This window comes from Bacillus cereus group sp. BfR-BA-01360 (assembly GCF_022663595.1).
GTDB classification, from domain to species: Bacteria; Bacillota; Bacilli; order Bacillales; family Bacillaceae_G; genus Bacillus_A; species Bacillus_A cytotoxicus.
Window position 1 is genome coordinate 21,228 of record NZ_JAKUFV010000024.1, and the last position, 19,644, is coordinate 40,871.

Consider the following 19,644-nt stretch of genomic DNA (forward strand, 5'->3'; position numbering starts at 1 on the left):
TTTGTGCATTTATAATACTCATGATTTGAGGGGTGAAGCAGTTGACAGGTCAACTAGTTCAATACGGACGCCACCGCCAACGAAGAAGTTATGCCCGTATTAGTGAAGTATTAGAGTTACCAAATCTTATCGAAATTCAAACCTCTTCTTATCAGTGGTTTCTTGATGAGGGTTTGCGAGAAATGTTCCAAGACATTTCTCCGATCGAAGACTTTACGGGAAATCTATCGCTTGAATTTATCGACTACAGCTTAGGTGAGCCTAAATACTCTGTAGAAGAATGTAAAGAGCGTGATGTGACGTATGCAGCACCACTTCGTGTGAAAGTTCGTCTAATCAACAAAGAAACTGGTGAAGTAAAAGAGCAAGATGTGTTCATGGGAGATTTCCCACTCATGACAGAGACAGGAACATTCGTAATTAACGGTGCAGAACGTGTTATCGTTTCCCAGTTAGTTCGCTCTCCAAGCGTATACTATAGTGGCAAAGTGGATAAAAACGGAAAACGTGGTTTTACTGCTACTGTAATTCCAAACCGCGGAGCTTGGTTAGAGTATGAAACAGATGCTAAGGATGTTGTATATGTACGTATTGACCGTACCCGTAAGCTTCCTGTAACTGTTTTGTTACGCGCATTAGGGTTTGGCTCTGATCAAGAAATCACCGAGCTTTTAGGTGATAATGAATACTTAAGCAATACGTTAGAAAAAGATAACACAGATAGCACTGAAAAAGCGTTGCTTGAAATTTATGAGCGTTTACGCCCAGGTGAACCACCAACAGTGGAAAACGCGAAAAGCTTGCTTGTTTCTCGCTTCTTTGATCCAAAGCGCTACGATTTAGCAAATGTAGGTCGCTATAAGATCAACAAAAAATTACACATTAAAAACAGACTGTTTAACCAACGCTTAGCTGAAACATTAGTAGATCCAGAAACCGGAGAGATTTTAGCGGCAGAGGGAACAGTTTTAGATCGCCGTACACTTGATCGCATTTTACCTAACTTAGAGAAGAACATTGGATTCAAAACAGCGAAGCCGATGGGCGGAGTGGTAGAAGGCGATGTTGAGCTGCAATCTATTAAGATTTATGCTCCAGATTCAGAAGGCGAACGCGTTATTAATGTAATTGGGAATGCAAATATTACTCGTGATGTGAAACACATTACACCAGGTGATATTCTTGCTTCTATTAGCTACTTCTTTAACTTACTATATAAAGTAGGGGATACAGACGATATCGACCATTTAGGTAACCGTCGTCTACGTTCTGTAGGAGAGTTATTACAAAACCAATTCCGTATCGGTCTTTCTCGTATGGAACGTGTTGTTCGTGAGAGAATGTCGATTCAAGATACAAATGCAATTACACCGCAAGCGTTAATTAACATTCGTCCGGTTATTGCATCTATTAAAGAGTTCTTCGGAAGCTCTCAGTTATCTCAGTTCATGGATCAAACAAACCCATTGGCAGAGTTAACACATAAACGAAGATTATCTGCATTAGGACCTGGTGGTTTAACGCGTGAGCGCGCAGGCTTTGAAGTGCGTGATGTTCACTATTCTCACTACGGTCGTATGTGTCCGATTGAAACGCCAGAGGGACCAAACATCGGTTTGATTAACTCATTATCTTCATTTGCGAAAGTAAATGAGTTTGGTTTCATTGAAACACCATATCGTCGTGTTGATCCAGAAACTGGTCGTGTAACAGAGCATGTTGATTACTTAACAGCCGATGAAGAAGATAACTATGTTGTAGCCCAAGCGAATATGAAATTATCTCCAGAAGGTGAATTCCTTGATGATGATATCGTAGCTCGTTTCCGCGGTGAAAACATTGTTACAAATAAAGAGCGCATCGACTACATGGATGTATCTCCAAAACAAGTAGTGTCTGCAGCGACAGCTTGTATTCCGTTCTTAGAAAATGACGACTCTAACCGTGCACTTATGGGTGCCAACATGCAACGTCAGGCGGTTCCGTTAATGAATCCGGAATCTCCGATTGTAGGTACAGGTATGGAGTATGTGTCAGCGAAAGACTCGGGTGCTGCAGTAATCTGTAAACATCCTGGTATTGTTGAACGCGTTGAAGCACGTGAAGTTTGGGTGCGTCGTTATGTAGAAATTGACGGTCAAAAAGTAAAAGGCGACTTAGATCGCTATAAGATGTTGAAATTCATCCGTTCTAACCAAGGAACTTGCTACAACCAACGTCCAATCGTAAGTGTTGGCGATGAAGTTGTAAAAGGTGAAATCCTTGCGGATGGTCCTTCTATGGAAAAAGGTGAGCTTGCACTTGGACGTAACGTGCTTGTTGGCTTTATGACATGGGATGGTTATAACTACGAGGATGCGATCATTATGAGTGAGCGCCTTGTAAAAGATGATGTGTATACTTCTATTCATATTGAAGAGTATGAATCAGAAGCTCGTGATACAAAATTAGGACCAGAAGAAATTACGCGTGATATCCCGAACGTTGGGGAAGATGCACTTCGTAACCTTGACGAGCGCGGTATTATTCGCATCGGTGCGGAAGTAAAAGACGGAGATCTACTTGTTGGTAAAGTAACACCAAAAGGTGTAACAGAATTAACAGCAGAAGAACGTTTATTACACGCAATCTTCGGTGAGAAAGCGCGTGAAGTACGTGATACATCACTACGTGTACCACACGGTGGTGGCGGTATTATCCTGGATGTAAAAGTGTTTAACCGTGAAGACGGTGACGAATTACCACCAGGTGTAAATCAATTGGTTCGTGTATATATCGTTCAAAAACGTAAAATTTCTGAAGGTGACAAAATGGCCGGTCGTCATGGTAACAAAGGGGTTATCTCCCGTATTTTACCGGAAGAAGATATGCCATTCTTACCAGACGGTACACCAATCGATATCATGCTTAACCCATTAGGGGTACCATCTCGTATGAATATCGGTCAGGTGTTAGAGCTTCACCTTGGTATGGCAGCTAGATATCTAGGTATTCATGTTGCAACACCAGTATTCGATGGTGCTCGTGAGGAAGATGTATGGGGTACAATTGAAGAAGCTGGTATGGCGAATGATGCGAAGACAATCCTGTACGACGGACGTACTGGTGAGCCATTCGATAACCGTGTATCTGTTGGTGTCATGTACATGATTAAACTTGCACACATGGTTGACGATAAACTTCACGCTCGTTCTACTGGACCATACTCACTTGTAACGCAACAACCTCTTGGAGGTAAAGCACAGTTCGGTGGACAACGTTTCGGTGAGATGGAGGTTTGGGCACTTGAAGCTTACGGTGCTGCTTATACTCTTCAAGAAATCTTAACTGTGAAGTCTGATGATGTTGTCGGTCGCGTTAAGACATACGAAGCGATTGTGAAAGGTGAAAATGTTCCAGAACCAGGCGTTCCAGAATCATTCAAAGTATTGATTAAAGAACTGCAAAGTTTAGGTATGGACGTTAAAATGATGTCTAGCGACGATACGGAAATTGAAATGCGTGATACAGAAGATGATGATGATCATCAATCCGCAGATAAATTAAATATCGAAGTTGAGGCAACTAAGGAATAATTGGGATAACCTGTAGACTAAAAGGGAGGTAGGCCCCTTGATAGATGTAAATAACTTTGAATATATGAAGATTGGACTTGCTTCGCCTGACAAGATTCGTTCTTGGTCATACGGTGAAGTTAAGAAACCTGAAACAATTAACTATCGTACGTTAAAACCCGAAAAAGATGGCTTGTTCTGTGAGCGCATTTTCGGGCCCCAAAAGGACTGGGAATGTCACTGTGGAAAATATAAACGCGTACGTTATAAAGGTGTAGTCTGTGATCGATGTGGTGTTGAAGTAACGCGTGCGAAAGTTCGTCGTGAACGTATGGGTCATATCGAATTAGCTGCTCCTGTATCTCATATTTGGTATTTCAAAGGTATCCCGAGCCGCATGGGACTTGTCTTAGACATGTCCCCTCGCGCGCTTGAAGAAGTAATTTATTTCGCTTCTTATGTTGTAACAGAAAGTGGAGATACACCACTTGATAAGAAGCAATTGCTTTCTGAAAAAGAATACCGTGCATATCGCGATCGATATGGAAACACATTCCAAGCTGCTATGGGTGCAGAAGCAATTAAGAAGTTACTACAAGATATCGATTTAGATAAAGAAGTAGACTTCTTAAAAGAGGAATTAAAAACAGCACAAGGACAACGTCGTACTCGTGCTATTAAACGTCTAGAAGTATTGGAATCATTCCGTAACTCTGGAAATAAACCATCTTGGATGATCTTAGATGTTCTTCCGGTTATTCCGCCAGAATTACGCCCAATGGTACAGTTAGATGGTGGACGTTTTGCAACTTCTGACTTAAACGATTTATATCGTCGTGTTATTAACCGTAACAATCGTTTAAAACGTTTATTGGACCTAGGTGCACCAAGCATTATTGTTCAAAACGAAAAACGTATGTTGCAAGAAGCTGTAGATGCATTAATCGATAACGGTCGCCGTGGTCGCCCAGTTACTGGACCGGGTAACCGTCCGTTAAAATCACTATCTCACATGCTGAAAGGTAAACAAGGACGTTTCCGTCAAAACTTACTTGGTAAACGTGTTGACTACTCTGGTCGTTCTGTTATCGTTGTAGGACCGAACTTAAAAATGTATCAATGTGGATTACCAAAAGAAATGGCGCTAGAACTATTTAAACCTTTCGTAATGAAAGAACTAGTGGAAAAAGGATTAGCACATAACATTAAGAGTGCAAAACGTAAAATTGAGCGTGTACAACCTGAAGTTTGGGATGTTTTAGAGTCAGTTATTAAAGAACACCCAGTACTTCTAAACCGTGCCCCAACGCTTCACCGTCTTGGTATTCAAGCGTTCGAACCTACATTAGTAGAAGGGCGCGCAATTCGTCTTCATCCACTTGTATGTACAGCATACAATGCGGACTTTGACGGTGACCAAATGGCGGTTCACGTTCCGCTATCATCAGAAGCACAAGCAGAAGCTCGTCTTCTTATGTTAGCTGCACAAAACATTTTGAACCCGAAAGACGGGAAACCAGTTGTTACACCATCTCAGGATATGGTATTAGGTAACTACTACTTAACACTTGAGCGCGCAGGTGCAATTGGTGAAGGTATGGTGTTCAAAGATACAAACGAAGCATTGCTTGCATACCAAAATGGGTATGTTCATCTTCATACTCGTATTGCTGTTCCTGCAAGTTCAGTGAACAACAACGAGACATTTACAGAAGAACAAAAAGGCAAGCTTCTATTAACAACTGTTGGTAAATTAATATTTAACGAAATCTTACCAAAGTCGTTCCCTTATATTAACGAACCAACAAAATCAAATCTTGAAAAAGAAACACCTGCGAAATATTTCGTTGATAAAGGTGCGAATATAAAAGAAGTTATTGCTAGCCGTGAAGAAGTAGCACCATTTAACAAGAAAATCCTTGGTAATATCATTGCGGAAGTATTTAAACGTTTCAAAATTACAGAAACATCTCGTATGCTTGACCGCATGAAAGACTTAGGATTTAAATACTCTACAAAAGCTGGTATTACAGTTGGGGTAGCAGATATCCTTGTATTAGGTGAGAAAGATGAAATTCTTCATGAAGCACAAGCAAAAGTAGATAAAGTAATTAAACAATTCCGTCGCGGTTTGATTACAGAAGAAGAACGTTACGATCGCGTTATCTCTATCTGGAGTAATGCAAAAGATGTTATCCAAGGAAAATTGATGAAATCCTTAGATAAGCGCAACCCAATCTTCATGATGAGTGACTCTGGTGCCCGTGGTAACGCATCGAACTTCACTCAGCTTGCTGGTATGCGTGGTTTGATGGCTAACCCATCTGGTCGTATCATTGAGCTTCCAATCAAATCAAGTTTCCGTGAAGGTCTAACGGTACTTGAATACTTCATCTCTACACACGGTGCGCGTAAGGGTCTTGCCGATACAGCGCTTAAGACTGCCGATTCTGGTTACTTAACACGTCGTCTTGTAGATGTTGCACAAGATGTTATCGTTCGTGAAGACGATTGTGGAACAGATCGTGGTCTATTAATCGGTGCGATTAAAGAGGGCAATGAAGTTATTGAGTCATTATACGACCGTCTTGTAGGACGTTTTGCAAGAAAAACTGTAAAACATCCTGAAACAGGTGAAGTGTTGATTCGTGAAAATGAATTAATTACTGAAGATATCGCTCGTGCTATTGAAAATGCAGGTGTGGAAACAGTACACATCCGTTCAGCATTTACATGTAATACTCGCCACGGCGTATGTAAGAAATGTTACGGCCGTAACTTAGCTACTGGTACAGACGTAGAAGTAGGGGAAGCGGTAGGTATTATCGCAGCTCAATCTATCGGTGAGCCAGGTACACAGTTAACGATGCGTACGTTCCATACAGGTGGGGTTGCCGGAGACGATATCACACAAGGTTTACCTCGTATCCAAGAGATCTTCGAAGCTCGTAATCCGAAAGGTCAAGCGGTTATCAGCGAAATCGACGGTGTTGTTGTAACGATCAACGATGTGAAAGATCGTCAAGAGGTAGTTGTACAAGGTGCAGTAGAAACTCGCACATATGCAATTCCTTACGGCGCTCGTCTGAAAGTAACTCCAGGCCAAGAGATTAGTCACGGACAAGAGTTAACAGAAGGTTCTATTGATCCGAAAGAATTACTAAAAGTAACGGACATTACAGCAGTTCAAGAATACTTACTACGTGAAGTTCAAAAAGTATACCGTATGCAAGGGGTAGAAATTGGCGACAAACACGTAGAGGTAATGGTTCGTCAAATGCTTCGTAAAGTTCGTGTAATCGATGCGGGTGACACGGATGTATTACCAGGAACGTTGCTAGATATTCACCAATTTACTGATGCAAACGTAAAAGTATTATTAGAAGGTAAACAACCAGCAACAGCTAGACCGGTTCTTCTTGGTATTACGAAAGCTTCACTTGAAACAGATTCATTCTTATCTGCAGCTTCGTTCCAAGAAACAACTCGTGTTCTAACAGATGCCGCAATTAAAGGCAAACGCGATGAGCTTCTAGGATTAAAAGAGAACGTTATTATCGGTAAGCTTGTTCCGGCTGGAACAGGTATGAATCGTTATCGCAAAGTAGATCTTGTAAAAACAGTGCAAGACGATACGAATGTAGAAAACGATGAAATTTACGTAGAACAGTAAAATTTTCCGGTATGAATTTTGTATAAAAACGGATAATCCTAGTTGACATTGTATGAGTCAAAATGTTAATATAAGCAAGGTTGCTCCTGAACGATGCTTTGGAGGATATGTATATGTCTTATCAAAAAGTATCAAATGCGGAAAATGTTATCGTTGGTCATAAACGAACGTTGAAAGCAATCAAAAATGGTATAGTTAAAGAGGTTGTCGTTGCGGAAGATGCTGACATGCGGTTAACCCATGTTATCACTCAGGCTGCACTGCAACATAACATACCCGTAACAAAAGTTGAATCCATTCGCGAACTCGGAAGAGTTTCAGGGATTCAAGTGGGAGCTTCAGCAATAGGAATAATAAGTTAAAACTGTTTTTGTGAGAGGGGGGCATTTGCTCCCGCTCGCAAAAACTTTGTTTTCAACTAATAATGAACCACCTGGATATGTGGTCATACAAACATGCGAAGGGAGGATAATTTAATGCCTACTATTAACCAATTAGTGAGAAAAGGTCGTACTGATAAAGTATGGAAATCTAAATCACCTGCGTTAAACAAAGGTTTCAACTCTTTAAAGAAAAAATCAACTGATATCTCTGCACCTCAAAAACGTGGTGTATGTACTCGTGTTGGTACAATGACTCCAAAGAAACCAAACTCAGCTTTACGTAAATATGCTCGTGTACGTTTAACAAATGGTATTGAGGTAACTGCATACATCCCAGGTATCGGCCATAACTTACAAGAGCACAGCGTAGTATTAATTCGCGGTGGTCGTGTAAAAGACTTACCAGGGGTACGTTACCACATCGTTCGTGGTGCGCTTGACACAGCTGGTGTTGACAAACGTATGCAAGGCCGTTCTAAATACGGTACTAAAAAACCAAAAGCAGCTAAGAAATAATAAAAATGAACTGAAAGGAGGAACTCAATATGCCTCGTAAAGGACCTGTTGCGAAACGTGACGTGTTACCAGATCCAATGTACAATTCTAAACTTGTAACACGCTTAATCAACAAAATGATGGTTGACGGTAAAAAAGGTAAATCTCAAACAATTCTTTATAATGCGTTCGATATCGTTCGTGAACGTACTGGTAAAGAACCAATGGAAGTATTCGAGCAAGCTCTTAAGAACATCATGCCTGTTCTTGAAGTACGTGCTCGTCGTGTTGGTGGTGCTAACTACCAAGTTCCAGTTGAGGTTCGTCCAGAACGCCGTACAACTTTAGGTCTTCGTTGGTTAGTAAACTACGCTCGTCTTCGTGGTGAAAAAACTATGGAAGAGCGTCTTGCTAATGAAATTTTAGATGCAGCTAATAACACTGGTGCATCTGTTAAGAAGCGCGAAGACACTCACAAAATGGCAGAAGCTAACAAAGCGTTTGCTCATTACCGTTGGTAGGATTCAACGTAAAATAAATGTAAGCATAAACCGCTTTATTTGTCGCTTATGGAAGTATGGAGAGGGGAGAGTTCCTCTCCCTTTCAATGGGCGCTCGTTTTACATAATGAGGGTACTGGATATACTGACATATGTAACAAAATAAAGTGGCTTTTTTGCTACTTTAAATAAAATAATCCAATCCATAAAAGGAAGGAGAAAGACACCATATGACTAGAGAGTTCTCCTTAGAAAACACTCGTAATATTGGTATTATGGCTCATATTGATGCTGGTAAAACAACAGCTACTGAGCGTATCTTGTACTATACAGGACGTATTCACAAAATTGGTGAAACTCATGAAGGTGCATCTCAAATGGACTGGATGGAGCAAGAACAAGAGCGTGGAATTACGATTACGTCTGCAGCAACTACTGCTCAATGGAAAGGTCATCGTGTAAACATTATTGACACTCCAGGACACGTAGACTTCACTGTAGAGGTAGAGCGTTCTTTACGCGTACTTGATGGCGCTGTAGCAGTACTTGATGCACAATCTGGTGTTGAACCACAAACAGAAACTGTTTGGCGTCAGGCTACTACTTATGGTGTACCACGTATTGTGTTCGTTAACAAAATGGACAAAATCGGTGCAGACTTCTTATATTCTGTAGGTACACTTCATGATCGTCTACAAGCTAATGCTCATCCACTTCAATTACCAATCGGTGCTGAAGATGAGTTCAATGGTATCATTGACCTAGTTGAAGAGTGCGCATACATGTATGCAAACGACCTAGGAACTGATATTGAGCGTATTGAAATTCCTGAAGAGCATCAAGAACTAGCTGCTGAATACCGTGGAAAGCTTATTGAAGCGGTTGCAGAACTTGATGAGGAATTAATGATGAAATATTTAGAGGGTGAAGAAATCTCTAAAGAAGAGCTTAAAGCGGCTATCCGTAAAGCTACAACTTCTGTAGAATTCTTCCCAGTAATCTGTGGATCTGCATTCAAGAACAAAGGTGTTCAATTGATGCTTGACGCAGTTATTGACTACTTACCATCTCCATTAGACGTACCTGCAATCAAAGGTATCGTTCCTGATACAGATGAAGAAGTAGAACGTCATTCTAGCGACGAAGAGCCATTCTCAGCTCTAGCGTTCAAAATTATGACTGACCCTTATGTTGGTAAATTAACGTTCTTCCGTGTGTACTCTGGTACATTAAACTCTGGATCTTACGTGAAAAACTCAACAAAAGGTAAACGTGAGCGTGTAGGTCGTATCCTACAAATGCACGCAAACAGCCGTGAAGAGATTTCAACAGTTTACGCTGGTGACATCGCTGCTGCTGTAGGTCTTAAAGATACTACAACTGGTGACACTCTATGTGACGAGAAAAACCTTGTTATCCTAGAGTCTATGGAATTCCCAGAACCAGTTATCTCTGTAGCTATCGAACCTAAGTCTAAAGCTGACCAAGATAAAATGGGTACAGCATTAGCAAAACTTTCTGAAGAAGATCCAACATTCCGTGCTCATACTGATCAAGAGACTGGACAAACAATCATCGCTGGTATGGGTGAACTTCACCTTGATATCATCGTTGACCGTCTACGTCGCGAGTTCAAAGTAGAAGCTAACGTTGGTGCTCCTCAAGTAGCATACCGTGAGACTTTCCGCGCTGCAGCGAAAGTTGAAGGTAAGTTCGCTCGTCAATCTGGTGGTCGTGGACAATTCGGTCACGTTTGGATTGAGTTTGAACCTAACGAAGAAGGAAAAGGATTCGAATTCGAGAACAAGATTGTCGGCGGTGTAGTTCCACGTGAATACATCCCAGCTGTACAAGCAGGTCTTGAAGATGCGCTTCAAAACGGTGTGCTTGCAGGATATCCTGTAATTGACGTTAAAGCTGCATTAGTTGACGGATCTTATCATGATGTTGACTCATCTGAAATGGCGTTCAAAATTGCTGCATCTATGGCACTTAAAGCAGCTGTTTCTAAGTGTAACCCAGTAATCCTTGAGCCAATGATGAAAGTTGAAGTTGTAATCCCAGAAGAATACATGGGAGACATCATGGGTGACGTAACTTCTCGTCGTGGACGTGTAGAAGGTATGGAAGCTCGCGGTAACGCACAAGTTGTTCGCGCAATGGTTCCACTTTCTGAAATGTTCGGTTATGCGACAGCATTACGTTCTAATACACAAGGTCGCGGAACATTCTCTATGGTATTTGACCATTATGAAGAAGTTCCACGTTCAATCTCTGAAGAGATTATCAAAAAAAATAAAGGTGAATAATTGATTTTTATCAATTGTTCAAGTATAACTACTTATGTAAGCTTAGAAAGTGAGGCTCTAATTCTCACTTTCTAGCCTAAAATATAAATTTGAAGATACCATTAAGGAGGATTTTAGAATGGCTAAAGAAAAATTCGAACGTTCAAAACCCCATGTTAACATTGGTACAATTGGCCACGTTGACCATGGTAAAACTACATTAACTGCTGCAATCACTACAGTTCTTGCAAAAGCTGGTGGTGCTGAAGCACGCGGATACGATCAAATCGACGCTGCTCCAGAAGAAAGAGAGCGCGGTATCACAATCTCAACTGCACACGTTGAGTACGAAACTGAAACTCGTCACTATGCACACGTTGACTGCCCAGGACACGCTGACTATGTTAAAAACATGATCACTGGTGCTGCTCAAATGGACGGCGGTATCTTAGTAGTATCTGCTGCTGATGGTCCAATGCCACAAACTCGTGAGCACATCCTTCTTTCTCGTCAAGTAGGTGTACCTTACATCGTTGTATTCTTAAACAAATGCGACATGGTAGACGACGAAGAATTACTAGAATTAGTAGAAATGGAAGTTCGTGATCTATTATCTGAATACGAATTCCCAGGAGATGACATCCCTGTAGTTAAAGGTTCTGCTCTTAAAGCTCTTGAAGGAGATGCTGAGTGGGAAGCTAAAATCGTTGAGTTAATGGCTGAAGTTGATGCTTACATCCCAACTCCAGAACGTGAAACTGACAAACCATTCTTAATGCCTGTAGAGGATGTATTCTCTATCACAGGTCGTGGTACAGTTGCTACTGGTCGCGTAGAGCGCGGTGTAGTTAAAGTTGGTGACGTAGTAGAAATCATCGGTCTTGCTGAAGAAACTGCTTCTACAACTGTAACAGGTGTAGAAATGTTCCGTAAGCTTCTTGACCAAGCTGAAGCTGGTGACAACATCGGTGCTCTACTTCGTGGGGTTGCTCGTGAAGACATCCAACGTGGACAAGTTCTTGCTAAACCAGGCTCTGTAAAAGCTCACGCTAAATTCAAAGCTGAAGTTTACGTTTTATCTAAAGAAGAAGGTGGACGTCACACTCCATTCTTCGCTAACTACCGCCCACAATTCTATTTCCGTACAACTGACGTAACTGGTATCATCCAATTACCAGAAGGTACTGAAATGGTAATGCCTGGCGACAACGTTGAAATGACTGTTGAACTTATCGCTCCTGTAGCAGTAGAAGAGGGAACTAAGTTCTCTATCCGTGAAGGCGGACGTACTGTAGGTGCTGGTGTAGTTGCTTCTATCATCGAATAGTCTCAACTATAAATAATAAAAACCCAAGGGGGATTTCCCTTGGGTTTTTTTGCTGTATAAACAGGAGGTAAATGTAGATTGTGACGAGTTTCTTCTATAATATATAAAGTAAAAATAAAACATCCAAAAAGTGTAAAATGATTTACGGTAGATGAAAACTTGAAATTCTTGAAAGTGCCATGTATAATAGCAAAAGTAGAGAAAAGCTGATGTAAACAAAAATATGCTTGCATCTAGACAAAAAACATTGTATAATAGACAATGTTGGTCTTTGACTGCGATGAAGTGGAAGGTTGCTGACACACCCGGCCGCTTTGCCATGGCAAGGTGTGAGGAAATTTCCATGGAGAAGGTCTATTTTAGAAATAGGCGAACGAAGGAGGGAAAATAATGGCAAAAGAAAAAATTCGTATCCGTTTAAAAGCTTACGATCACCGTATTCTTGATCAGTCAGCTGAGAAAATTGTAGAAACAGCTAAACGTTCTGGGGCAACAGTTTCTGGTCCGATCCCATTACCAACTGAAAAAACTGTTTATACAATTCTTCGTGCTGTTCATAAGTACAAAGATTCTCGTGAGCAATTCGAAATGCGCACGCACAAACGTCTAATCGACATTGTGAGCCCTACTCCACAAACAGTAGATTCACTAATGCGTTTAGACTTACCATCTGGTGTAGATATCGAAATTAAACTATAATTCATATAACTTAAAAATGTAGGAGGTGTAACTCATGACCAAAGGAATCTTAGGAAGAAAGATCGGTATGACTCAAGTATTTGCTGAAAACGGTGAGCTAATTCCTGTAACAGTAATCGAAGCGACTCCAAACGTTGTTCTTCAAAAGAAGACAACTGAAACTGATGGCTACAACGCAATTCAGTTAGGTTTCGAAGATAAACGTGAAAAATTAGCTAACAAACCTGAACAAGGTCACGTTGCTAAAGCATCTACTGCTCCTAAGCGCTTCATTCGCGAAATCCGCGATGCAGACGTGGACGGATTAGAGGTTGGTCAAGAGGTAAAAGTAGAAGTTTTTGCTGCAGGTGAAACTGTAGACGTAACAGGTATTTCTAAAGGTAAAGGTTTCCAAGGTGCTATTAAACGCCACGGACAATCTCGTGGACCTATGTCTCACGGTTCTCGTTACCATCGTCGTCCTGGTTCAATGGGACCTGTTGCTCCGAACCGTGTATTTAAAGGTAAAAAACTTGCTGGACGTATGGGTGGAGACCAAATCACAATTCAAAACCTTGAAATTGTTCAAGTTGACGTTGAACGCAACTTATTATTAATTAAAGGTAACGTTCCAGGTGCTAAGAAATCTCTTGTAGTTGTTCAAGGCGCTGTGAAGGCTAGCAAATAATTCACTATAGGAAGGAGGAATTCCAATGCCAAAAGTTACTGTATATAACCAAACTGGTTCTCAGGTTGGTGAAATCGAATTAGCTGAAGCTATTTTCGGCATCGAACCAAATGAAGCTGTACTTTTCGAGGCTGTAGTGATGCAACGTGCATCTTTACGTCAAGGTACACATAAAGTAAAAAATCGCTCTGAAGTAAGCGGTGGTGGTCGTAAACCATGGCGTCAAAAAGGAACTGGACGTGCTCGTCAAGGTTCTATCCGCTCTCCTCAATGGCGTGGTGGTGGTACGGTATTCGGACCTACACCAAGAAGCTATGCTTACAAACTTCCTAAGAAAGTTCGTCGCTTAGCTATTAAATCTGCATTAGCTACTAAAGTAGTAGAGAACAACATTGTAGTTCTTGAAGACTTAGTGTTAAATGCACCAAAAACAAAAGACATGGTAGCAGTACTTAAAGGATTAGCTGTTGAGAAGAAAGCTCTTATCGTAACTGCTGATGTAAATGAAGCAGTTGAGTTATCTGCTCGCAATATCCCTGGAGTAACAGTAATCACTGCTGATGGCGTAAACGTTTTAGACGTGCTTCATCATGATAAGCTAATCATGACAAAAGCGGCAGTGGAAAAAGTAGAGGAGGTGCTTGCATAATGAGAGATCCTCGTGATATCATTAAGCGCCCAGTTATCACTGAACGTTCTATGGAAATGATGGCTGAAAAAAAATACACGTTCGATGTGGACGTTAAAGCTAATAAAACAGAAGTTAAAGACGCTGTAGAAGCGATCTTTGGTGTTGAAGTAGAGAAAGTGAACATCATGAACTACAAGCCGAAAGCTAAACGCGTTGGTCGTCACGCTGGTTTTACTAACCGTCGTCGTAAAGCAATCGTTAAGCTAACAGCTGACAGCAAAGAAATCGAAATCTTCCAAGGTGTTTAATTCTTACTAAAGAAGGAGGGAAATTGAGATGGCAATTAAAAAGTATAATCCAACTACTAACGGTCGTCGTAACATGACAACTAATGATTTCGCTGAAATCACGACTGATAGACCGGAAAAATCTTTACTTGCGCCTTTAAAGAAAAAGGCTGGTCGTAATAACCAAGGTAAAATCACTGTACGTCACCAAGGTGGCGGACACAAGCGTCAATACCGTATCATCGACTTCAAACGTAACAAAGATGGGATTCCAGGACGCGTTGCTACGATCGAATACGATCCAAACCGCTCTGCGAATATCGCATTAATTAACTACGTTGACGGTGAAAAACGTTACATCCTTGCTCCTAAAAATTTAGAAGTAGGTATGGAAGTTATGTCTGGCCCAGAAGCTGACATTAAAATCGGTAACGCATTACCATTAATGAACATTCCAGTAGGTACTGTTGTTCATAACATCGAACTTAAACCAGGTCGTGGTGGACAATTAGTTCGTTCTGCTGGTACATCTGCTCAAGTGCTTGGTAAAGAAGGTAAATACGTACTTGTACGTTTAACTTCTGGTGAAGTACGCTTAGTATTAGCTACTTGCCGCGCTACTGTAGGTCAAGTAGGTAACGAATCACACGAACTTATCAAAATTGGTAAAGCAGGTCGCTCTCGTTGGTTAGGTAAGCGCCCAACAGTTCGTGGTTCTGTAATGAACCCAGTTGATCACCCACACGGTGGTGGTGAAGGTCGCGCACCAATCGGACGTAAGTCTCCAATGTCTCCATGGGGTAAACCAACTCTTGGATTCAAGACTCGTAAGAAAAACAAAGCGTCTGACAAATTCATCGTTCGTCGTCGTAAAAAATAATGGGGTTGTAGTACGGTTCATTTCAGGAACCGTACGGCAATCACGAAGGGAGGCACCAAAATGGCTCGTAGCTTAAAAAAAGGACCATTTGTCGATGATCATTTAATGAGTAAAATTGCAAAGCTAAATGAAACTGAGCAAAAGCAAGTTGTTAAAACTTGGTCTCGTCGTTCAACGATCTTCCCTCAGTTCATCGGTCACACAATCGCTGTATATGACGGTCGCAAACACGTACCTGTATACATCACTGAGGACATGGTTGGCCACAAGTTAGGTGAATTCGCACCAACTCGTACGTATAAAGGTCATGATGCTGACGATAAGAAAACTAGAAGATAATGAGAGGAGGCACTTCAATGCAAGCTAAAGCAGTAGCGAGAACAGTTCGTATTGCTCCTCGTAAAGTTCGTTTAGTAGTAGACTTAATCCGAGGTAAGCAAGTGGGTGAAGCGATTGCTATCCTTAACCACACACCAAAAACTGCTTCTCCAGTTGTAGAGAAAGTTTTAAAATCTGCAATCGCAAACGCAGAGCATAACTACGAAATGGACGTAAACAACTTAGTTGTTGAGAAAGTTTTCGTTGACGAAGGTCCAACGTTAAAACGTTTCCGTCCACGCGCAATGGGCCGTGCAAGCCAAATCAACAAGCGCACAAGCCACATCACAGTTGTGGTATCAGAAAAGAAGGAGGGATAATCGATGGGTCAAAAGGTTAATCCAGTCGGTCTTCGTGTCGGTGTTATTCGTGATTGGGAATCTCGTTGGTTCGCAGAAAAAGATTACGCTACACTTCTTCATGAAGACATCAAAATTCGTGAATACATCACAGCTCGCTTAAAAGATTCTTCTGTTTCTAAAGTAGAAATTGAGCGTGCTGCAAATCGTGTAAATGTTACAATTCACACTGCAAAACCTGGTATGGTAATTGGTAAAGGTGGTACTGAAGTTGAAGCGCTTCGTAAAGCTCTTAACCAATTAACAGGCAAGCGTGTACACATCAACATCTTAGAAGTTAAGAAAGCAGATCTTGATGCTAAATTAGTAGCGGAAAACATTGCTCGTCAATTAGAAAATCGTGTATCTTTCCGTCGTGCTCAAAAGCAAGTTATCCAACGTGCAATGCGTGCTGGCGCTAAAGGTATTAAAACACAAGTTTCTGGTCGTCTTGGCGGAGCAGATATCGCTCGTGCAGAATCTTACAGTGAAGGAACTGTTCCACTTCATACACTTCGCGCTGATATTGACTATGCAACAGCTGAAGCTGATACAACATACGGTAAATTAGGCGTAAAAGTATGGATCTACCGTGGAGAAGTTCTTCCTTCAAAAAAGAAAGCTTCTGAGGAAGGAGGAAAATAATATGTTAATGCCAAAACGCGTAAAATATCGTAGAGAGCATCGTGGTAAAATGCGTGGCCGCGCTAAAGGTGGTACTGAAGTAACATTCGGTGAGTTTGGTCTTCAAGCACAAAATGCTTCATGGATTACAAACCGTCAAATCGAAGCAGCTCGTCGTGCAATGACTCGTTACATGAAACGTGGCGGTAAAGTTTGGATTAAAATTTTCCCTTCTAAACCTTACACTGCAAAACCTCTTGAAGTACGTATGGGTTCCGGTAAAGGGGCACCAGAAGGTTGGGTAGCAGTAGTGAAGCCTGGGAAAGTTATGTTTGAAATCGCAGGTGTATCTGAAGAGGTAGCACGCGAAGCATTACGTCTTGCAGCTCACAAATTACCAGTGAAATGTAAATTCGTAAAACGTGAAGAAAATGGTGGTGAATCTAATGAAAACTAATGATATTCGTGAATTAACCACTGCCGAAATCGAAACAAAAGTTAAAGCGTTAAAGGAAGAGTTGTTTAACCTTCGCTTCCAGCTTGCTACAGGACAATTAGAGAATCCAACACGCATCCGTGAAGTGCGTAAAGCGATCGCTCGTATGAAAACTGTAGTTCGTGAAAGAGAGATCGGAATTAATCGATAAATTGAGGGGAGGTTTGCAAAGTGAGCGAACGTAACCAACGCAAAGTTTATACTGGTCGTGTTGTATCTGACAAAATGGACAAAACGATTACAGTTTTAGTTGAAACTTACAAAACTCATTCCTTGTACGGAAAACGCGTTAAGTATTCTAAAAAATACAAAGCGCATGATGAACAAAACCAAGCAAAAGTTGGCGATATCGTTAAAATCATGGAAACTCGCCCGCTTTCTGCTACTAAGCGTTTCCGTTTAGTTGAAATCGTTGAAGAAGCGGTTATTATCTAAATAGACGAATCGGAATTAAAAGTCCGAAGGGAGGTTTCATAACATGATCCAACAAGAATCTCGTTTAAAAGTTGCTGACAACTCTGGTGCACGTGAACTTTTAACAATTAAAGTATTAGGCGGCTCTGGTCGTAAATATGCTAACATCGGTGATATTATCGTTGCTACGGTAAAACAAGCAACACCAGGTGGCGTTGTTAAAAAAGGTGACGTTGTAAAAGCAGTAGTAGTACGTACGAAGAGCGGCGCTCGTCGTCCAGATGGTTCTTACATCCGTTTTGATGAAAACGCAGCTGTTATCATTAAAGACGATAAGAGCCCACGCGGTACTCGTATCTTCGGACCGGTAGCTCGTGAACTACGTGATAGCAACTTCATGAAGATCGTTTCTTTAGCTCCAGAAGTTCTATAATTTAAGGTATTGCCTTGCTAAGGAGGTGCAGAATTAAGATGCATGTAAAAAAAGGTGATAAAGTACAGGTAATCACTGGTAAAGACAAAGGAAAACAAGGTGTAATCCTTGTGGCTTTCCCAAAGGAAAACCGTGTTATCGTTGAGGGTGTTAACATCGTTAAGAAGCACTCTAAGCCATCTCAATTAAATCCACAAGGTGGAATTATCACGAAAGAAGCACCTATTCACGTATCTAATGTTATGCCATTAGATCCAAAAACAGGTGAACCTACTCGTGTAGGCTACAAAGTGGAAGATGGTAAAAAAGTTCGTATTGCGAAAAAATCTGGTGAATTATTAGATAAATAATTTTCTTATGAAAGGAGGTCACTTCATTGAATCGCCTTAAAGAGAAGTTCCAAAAGGAAATTACTCCTGCTCTAATGAGCAAGTTTAACTATAAATCTGTAATGCAAGTACCAAAAATCGAGAAAATCGTAATCAACGTTGGTGTTGGTGATGCGGTACAAAACTCTAAAGCATTAGACAATGCTGTAGAAGAATTAACTCAAATCGCAGGTCAAAAACCTGTAATCACTCGCGCTAAAAAATCTATCGCAGGTTTCCGTCTTCGTGAAGGAATGCCAATCGGTGCGAAAGTTACTTTACGCGGTGAACAAATGTATGAGTTCTTCGACAAATTAGTAACAGTTTCTTTACCACGTGTACGTGATTTCCGTGGTGTATCTAAGAAATCTTTCGATGGTCGTGGTAACTATACATTAGGTGTTAAAGAGCAACTTATTTTCCCTGAGATCGATTATGATAAAGTAAGCAAAGTCCGCGGTATGGACATCGTAATCGTTACAACAGCGAACACTGATGAAGAAGCTCGTGAACTTTTAACACAATTCGGTATGCCATTCCAAAAATAATGGAAGCCAACGCTAAGTAGAGGAGGCGAAAACGTGGCTAAAAAATCTATGATTGCGAAACAAAAGCGTACTCCTAAGTTTAAAGTACAAGAGTATACACGTTGCGAGCGCTGCGGTCGTCCGCATTCTGTATACCGCAAATTTAAACTTTGCCGTATTTGTTTCCGTGAACTTGCATATAAAGGTCAAATTCCTGGTGTTAAAAAAGCTAGTTGGTAAAACCCACAATTGGGAAGGAGGTAAAACACATGGTGATGACAGATCCGATTGCAGATATGCTTACTCGCATCCGTAATGCGAACATGGTACGTCATGAGAAATTAGAGGTTCCTGCTTCTAAGATCAAAAAAGAAATTGCTGAACTTTTAAAACGTGAAGGTTTCATTCGTGATGTGGAATACATCGAGGATAACAAACAAGGTATCCTACGTATTTTCTTAAAATATGGTGCGAACAATGAACGTGTAATCACTGGATTAAAACGTATCAGTAAACCTGGCTTACGCGTATACGCAAAAGCTGATGAAGTACCACGTGTACTTAACGGATTAGGTATTGCACTTCTTTCTACATCTAAGGGCGTAATGACAGACAAAGATGCTCGTCAATTACAAACTGGTGGAGAAGTAGTAGCATACGTTTGGTAATTAATATTGAAACG

23 protein-coding genes are annotated in these 19,644 nt (G+C 41.0%); all 23 read left to right on the forward strand.

The window, feature by feature from the left end:
• The first annotated feature begins 41 nt into the window (after positions 1–41).
• The 23 genes from rpoB to rpsH all read left to right on the forward strand — a co-directional run bounded on the left by rpoB (position 42) and on the right by rpsH (position 19,630).
• Complete coding sequence (gene rpoB / locus MR056_RS17765) at positions 42–3,575, forward strand: DNA-directed RNA polymerase subunit beta (protein WP_048721547.1); 3,534 nt, start codon at positions 42–44, stop codon at positions 3,573–3,575.
• Between the two features lie 37 nt (positions 3,576–3,612).
• A complete protein-coding gene (gene rpoC / locus MR056_RS17770; protein ID WP_011983239.1) occupies positions 3,613–7,227 on the forward strand; it encodes a DNA-directed RNA polymerase subunit beta' in 3,615 nt (1,204 codons plus the stop codon).
• A 113-nt stretch (positions 7,228–7,340) separates the two neighbouring features.
• A complete protein-coding gene (locus MR056_RS17775) occupies positions 7,341–7,589 on the forward strand; it encodes a 50S ribosomal protein L7ae-like protein (RefSeq protein ID WP_011983240.1) in 249 nt (82 codons plus the stop codon).
• A gap of 114 nt (positions 7,590–7,703) precedes the next feature.
• The gene (rpsL, locus tag MR056_RS17780) at positions 7,704–8,126 is read left to right on the forward strand and encodes a 30S ribosomal protein S12 (protein WP_011983241.1); all 423 of its coding nucleotides are present in this window, start codon (positions 7,704–7,706) and stop codon (positions 8,124–8,126) included.
• Positions 8,127–8,155: 29 nt separating this feature from the next.
• Entirely contained in the window at positions 8,156–8,626 is a 471-nt protein-coding gene (rpsG, locus tag MR056_RS17785; protein ID WP_011983242.1) for a 30S ribosomal protein S7, read from the forward strand.
• Between the two features lie 209 nt (positions 8,627–8,835).
• Positions 8,836–10,914 carry an elongation factor G gene (gene fusA / locus MR056_RS17790; protein ID WP_011983243.1) on the forward strand — a complete coding sequence of 693 codons (2,079 nt, stop codon included), beginning with the start codon at positions 8,836–8,838 and terminating at the stop codon, positions 10,912–10,914.
• 118 nt (positions 10,915–11,032) lie between these two features.
• Complete coding sequence (gene tuf, locus MR056_RS17795; RefSeq protein ID WP_011983244.1) at positions 11,033–12,220, forward strand: elongation factor Tu; 1,188 nt, start codon at positions 11,033–11,035, stop codon at positions 12,218–12,220.
• Between the two features lie 390 nt (positions 12,221–12,610).
• On the forward strand, positions 12,611–12,919 hold the full coding sequence (gene rpsJ / locus MR056_RS17800) for a 30S ribosomal protein S10 (protein WP_001040596.1): 309 nt from the start codon (positions 12,611–12,613) through the stop codon (positions 12,917–12,919).
• 34 nt (positions 12,920–12,953) lie between these two features.
• Complete coding sequence (gene rplC, locus MR056_RS17805; protein ID WP_011983245.1) at positions 12,954–13,586, forward strand: 50S ribosomal protein L3; 633 nt, start codon at positions 12,954–12,956, stop codon at positions 13,584–13,586.
• A 25-nt stretch (positions 13,587–13,611) separates the two neighbouring features.
• Positions 13,612–14,235, forward strand: a complete 624-nt coding sequence (rplD, locus tag MR056_RS17810; RefSeq protein ID WP_011983246.1) for a 50S ribosomal protein L4 — start codon at positions 13,612–13,614, stop codon at positions 14,233–14,235.
• Positions 14,235–14,525, forward strand: coding sequence for a 50S ribosomal protein L23 (gene rplW, locus MR056_RS17815; RefSeq protein ID WP_011983247.1), 291 nt, complete (start codon positions 14,235–14,237; stop codon positions 14,523–14,525). Before rplD ends, rplW begins: the two co-directional genes overlap by 1 nt.
• A gap of 28 nt (positions 14,526–14,553) precedes the next feature.
• The gene (gene rplB, locus MR056_RS17820) at positions 14,554–15,384 is read left to right on the forward strand and encodes a 50S ribosomal protein L2 (protein ID WP_011983248.1); all 831 of its coding nucleotides are present in this window, start codon (positions 14,554–14,556) and stop codon (positions 15,382–15,384) included.
• A gap of 60 nt (positions 15,385–15,444) precedes the next feature.
• Positions 15,445–15,723 carry a 30S ribosomal protein S19 gene (rpsS, locus tag MR056_RS17825; RefSeq protein WP_011983249.1) on the forward strand — a complete coding sequence of 93 codons (279 nt, stop codon included), beginning with the start codon at positions 15,445–15,447 and terminating at the stop codon, positions 15,721–15,723.
• A 17-nt stretch (positions 15,724–15,740) separates the two neighbouring features.
• A complete protein-coding gene (gene rplV / locus MR056_RS17830; RefSeq protein ID WP_011983250.1) occupies positions 15,741–16,082 on the forward strand; it encodes a 50S ribosomal protein L22 in 342 nt (113 codons plus the stop codon).
• 3 nt (positions 16,083–16,085) lie between these two features.
• Positions 16,086–16,745 (forward strand): 30S ribosomal protein S3, encoded by a 660-nt coding sequence (rpsC, locus tag MR056_RS17835; protein WP_011983251.1) that lies wholly within the window; start codon positions 16,086–16,088, stop codon positions 16,743–16,745.
• Position 16,746: 1 nt separating this feature from the next.
• The gene (gene rplP / locus MR056_RS17840) at positions 16,747–17,181 is read left to right on the forward strand and encodes a 50S ribosomal protein L16 (protein ID WP_011983252.1); all 435 of its coding nucleotides are present in this window, start codon (positions 16,747–16,749) and stop codon (positions 17,179–17,181) included.
• A complete protein-coding gene (rpmC, locus tag MR056_RS17845; protein WP_000855718.1) occupies positions 17,171–17,371 on the forward strand; it encodes a 50S ribosomal protein L29 in 201 nt (66 codons plus the stop codon). The genes rplP and rpmC overlap by 11 nt, the downstream gene beginning before the upstream one ends.
• 20 nt (positions 17,372–17,391) lie before the next feature.
• Complete coding sequence (rpsQ, locus tag MR056_RS17850) at positions 17,392–17,655, forward strand: 30S ribosomal protein S17 (RefSeq protein WP_011983253.1); 264 nt, start codon at positions 17,392–17,394, stop codon at positions 17,653–17,655.
• Between the two features lie 43 nt (positions 17,656–17,698).
• Positions 17,699–18,067, forward strand: coding sequence for a 50S ribosomal protein L14 (gene rplN / locus MR056_RS17855; RefSeq protein ID WP_011983254.1), 369 nt, complete (start codon positions 17,699–17,701; stop codon positions 18,065–18,067).
• Positions 18,068–18,105: 38 nt separating this feature from the next.
• Positions 18,106–18,417, forward strand: coding sequence for a 50S ribosomal protein L24 (gene rplX / locus MR056_RS17860; RefSeq protein ID WP_011983255.1), 312 nt, complete (start codon positions 18,106–18,108; stop codon positions 18,415–18,417).
• A gap of 26 nt (positions 18,418–18,443) precedes the next feature.
• Complete coding sequence (rplE, locus tag MR056_RS17865) at positions 18,444–18,983, forward strand: 50S ribosomal protein L5 (RefSeq protein ID WP_011983256.1); 540 nt, start codon at positions 18,444–18,446, stop codon at positions 18,981–18,983.
• A gap of 33 nt (positions 18,984–19,016) precedes the next feature.
• The gene (gene rpsN / locus MR056_RS17870) at positions 19,017–19,202 is read left to right on the forward strand and encodes a 30S ribosomal protein S14 (RefSeq protein WP_001085700.1); all 186 of its coding nucleotides are present in this window, start codon (positions 19,017–19,019) and stop codon (positions 19,200–19,202) included.
• Positions 19,203–19,231: 29 nt separating this feature from the next.
• Entirely contained in the window at positions 19,232–19,630 is a 399-nt protein-coding gene (gene rpsH, locus MR056_RS17875; RefSeq protein WP_011983257.1) for a 30S ribosomal protein S8, read from the forward strand.
• Positions 19,631–19,644: the final 14 nt, after the last annotated feature.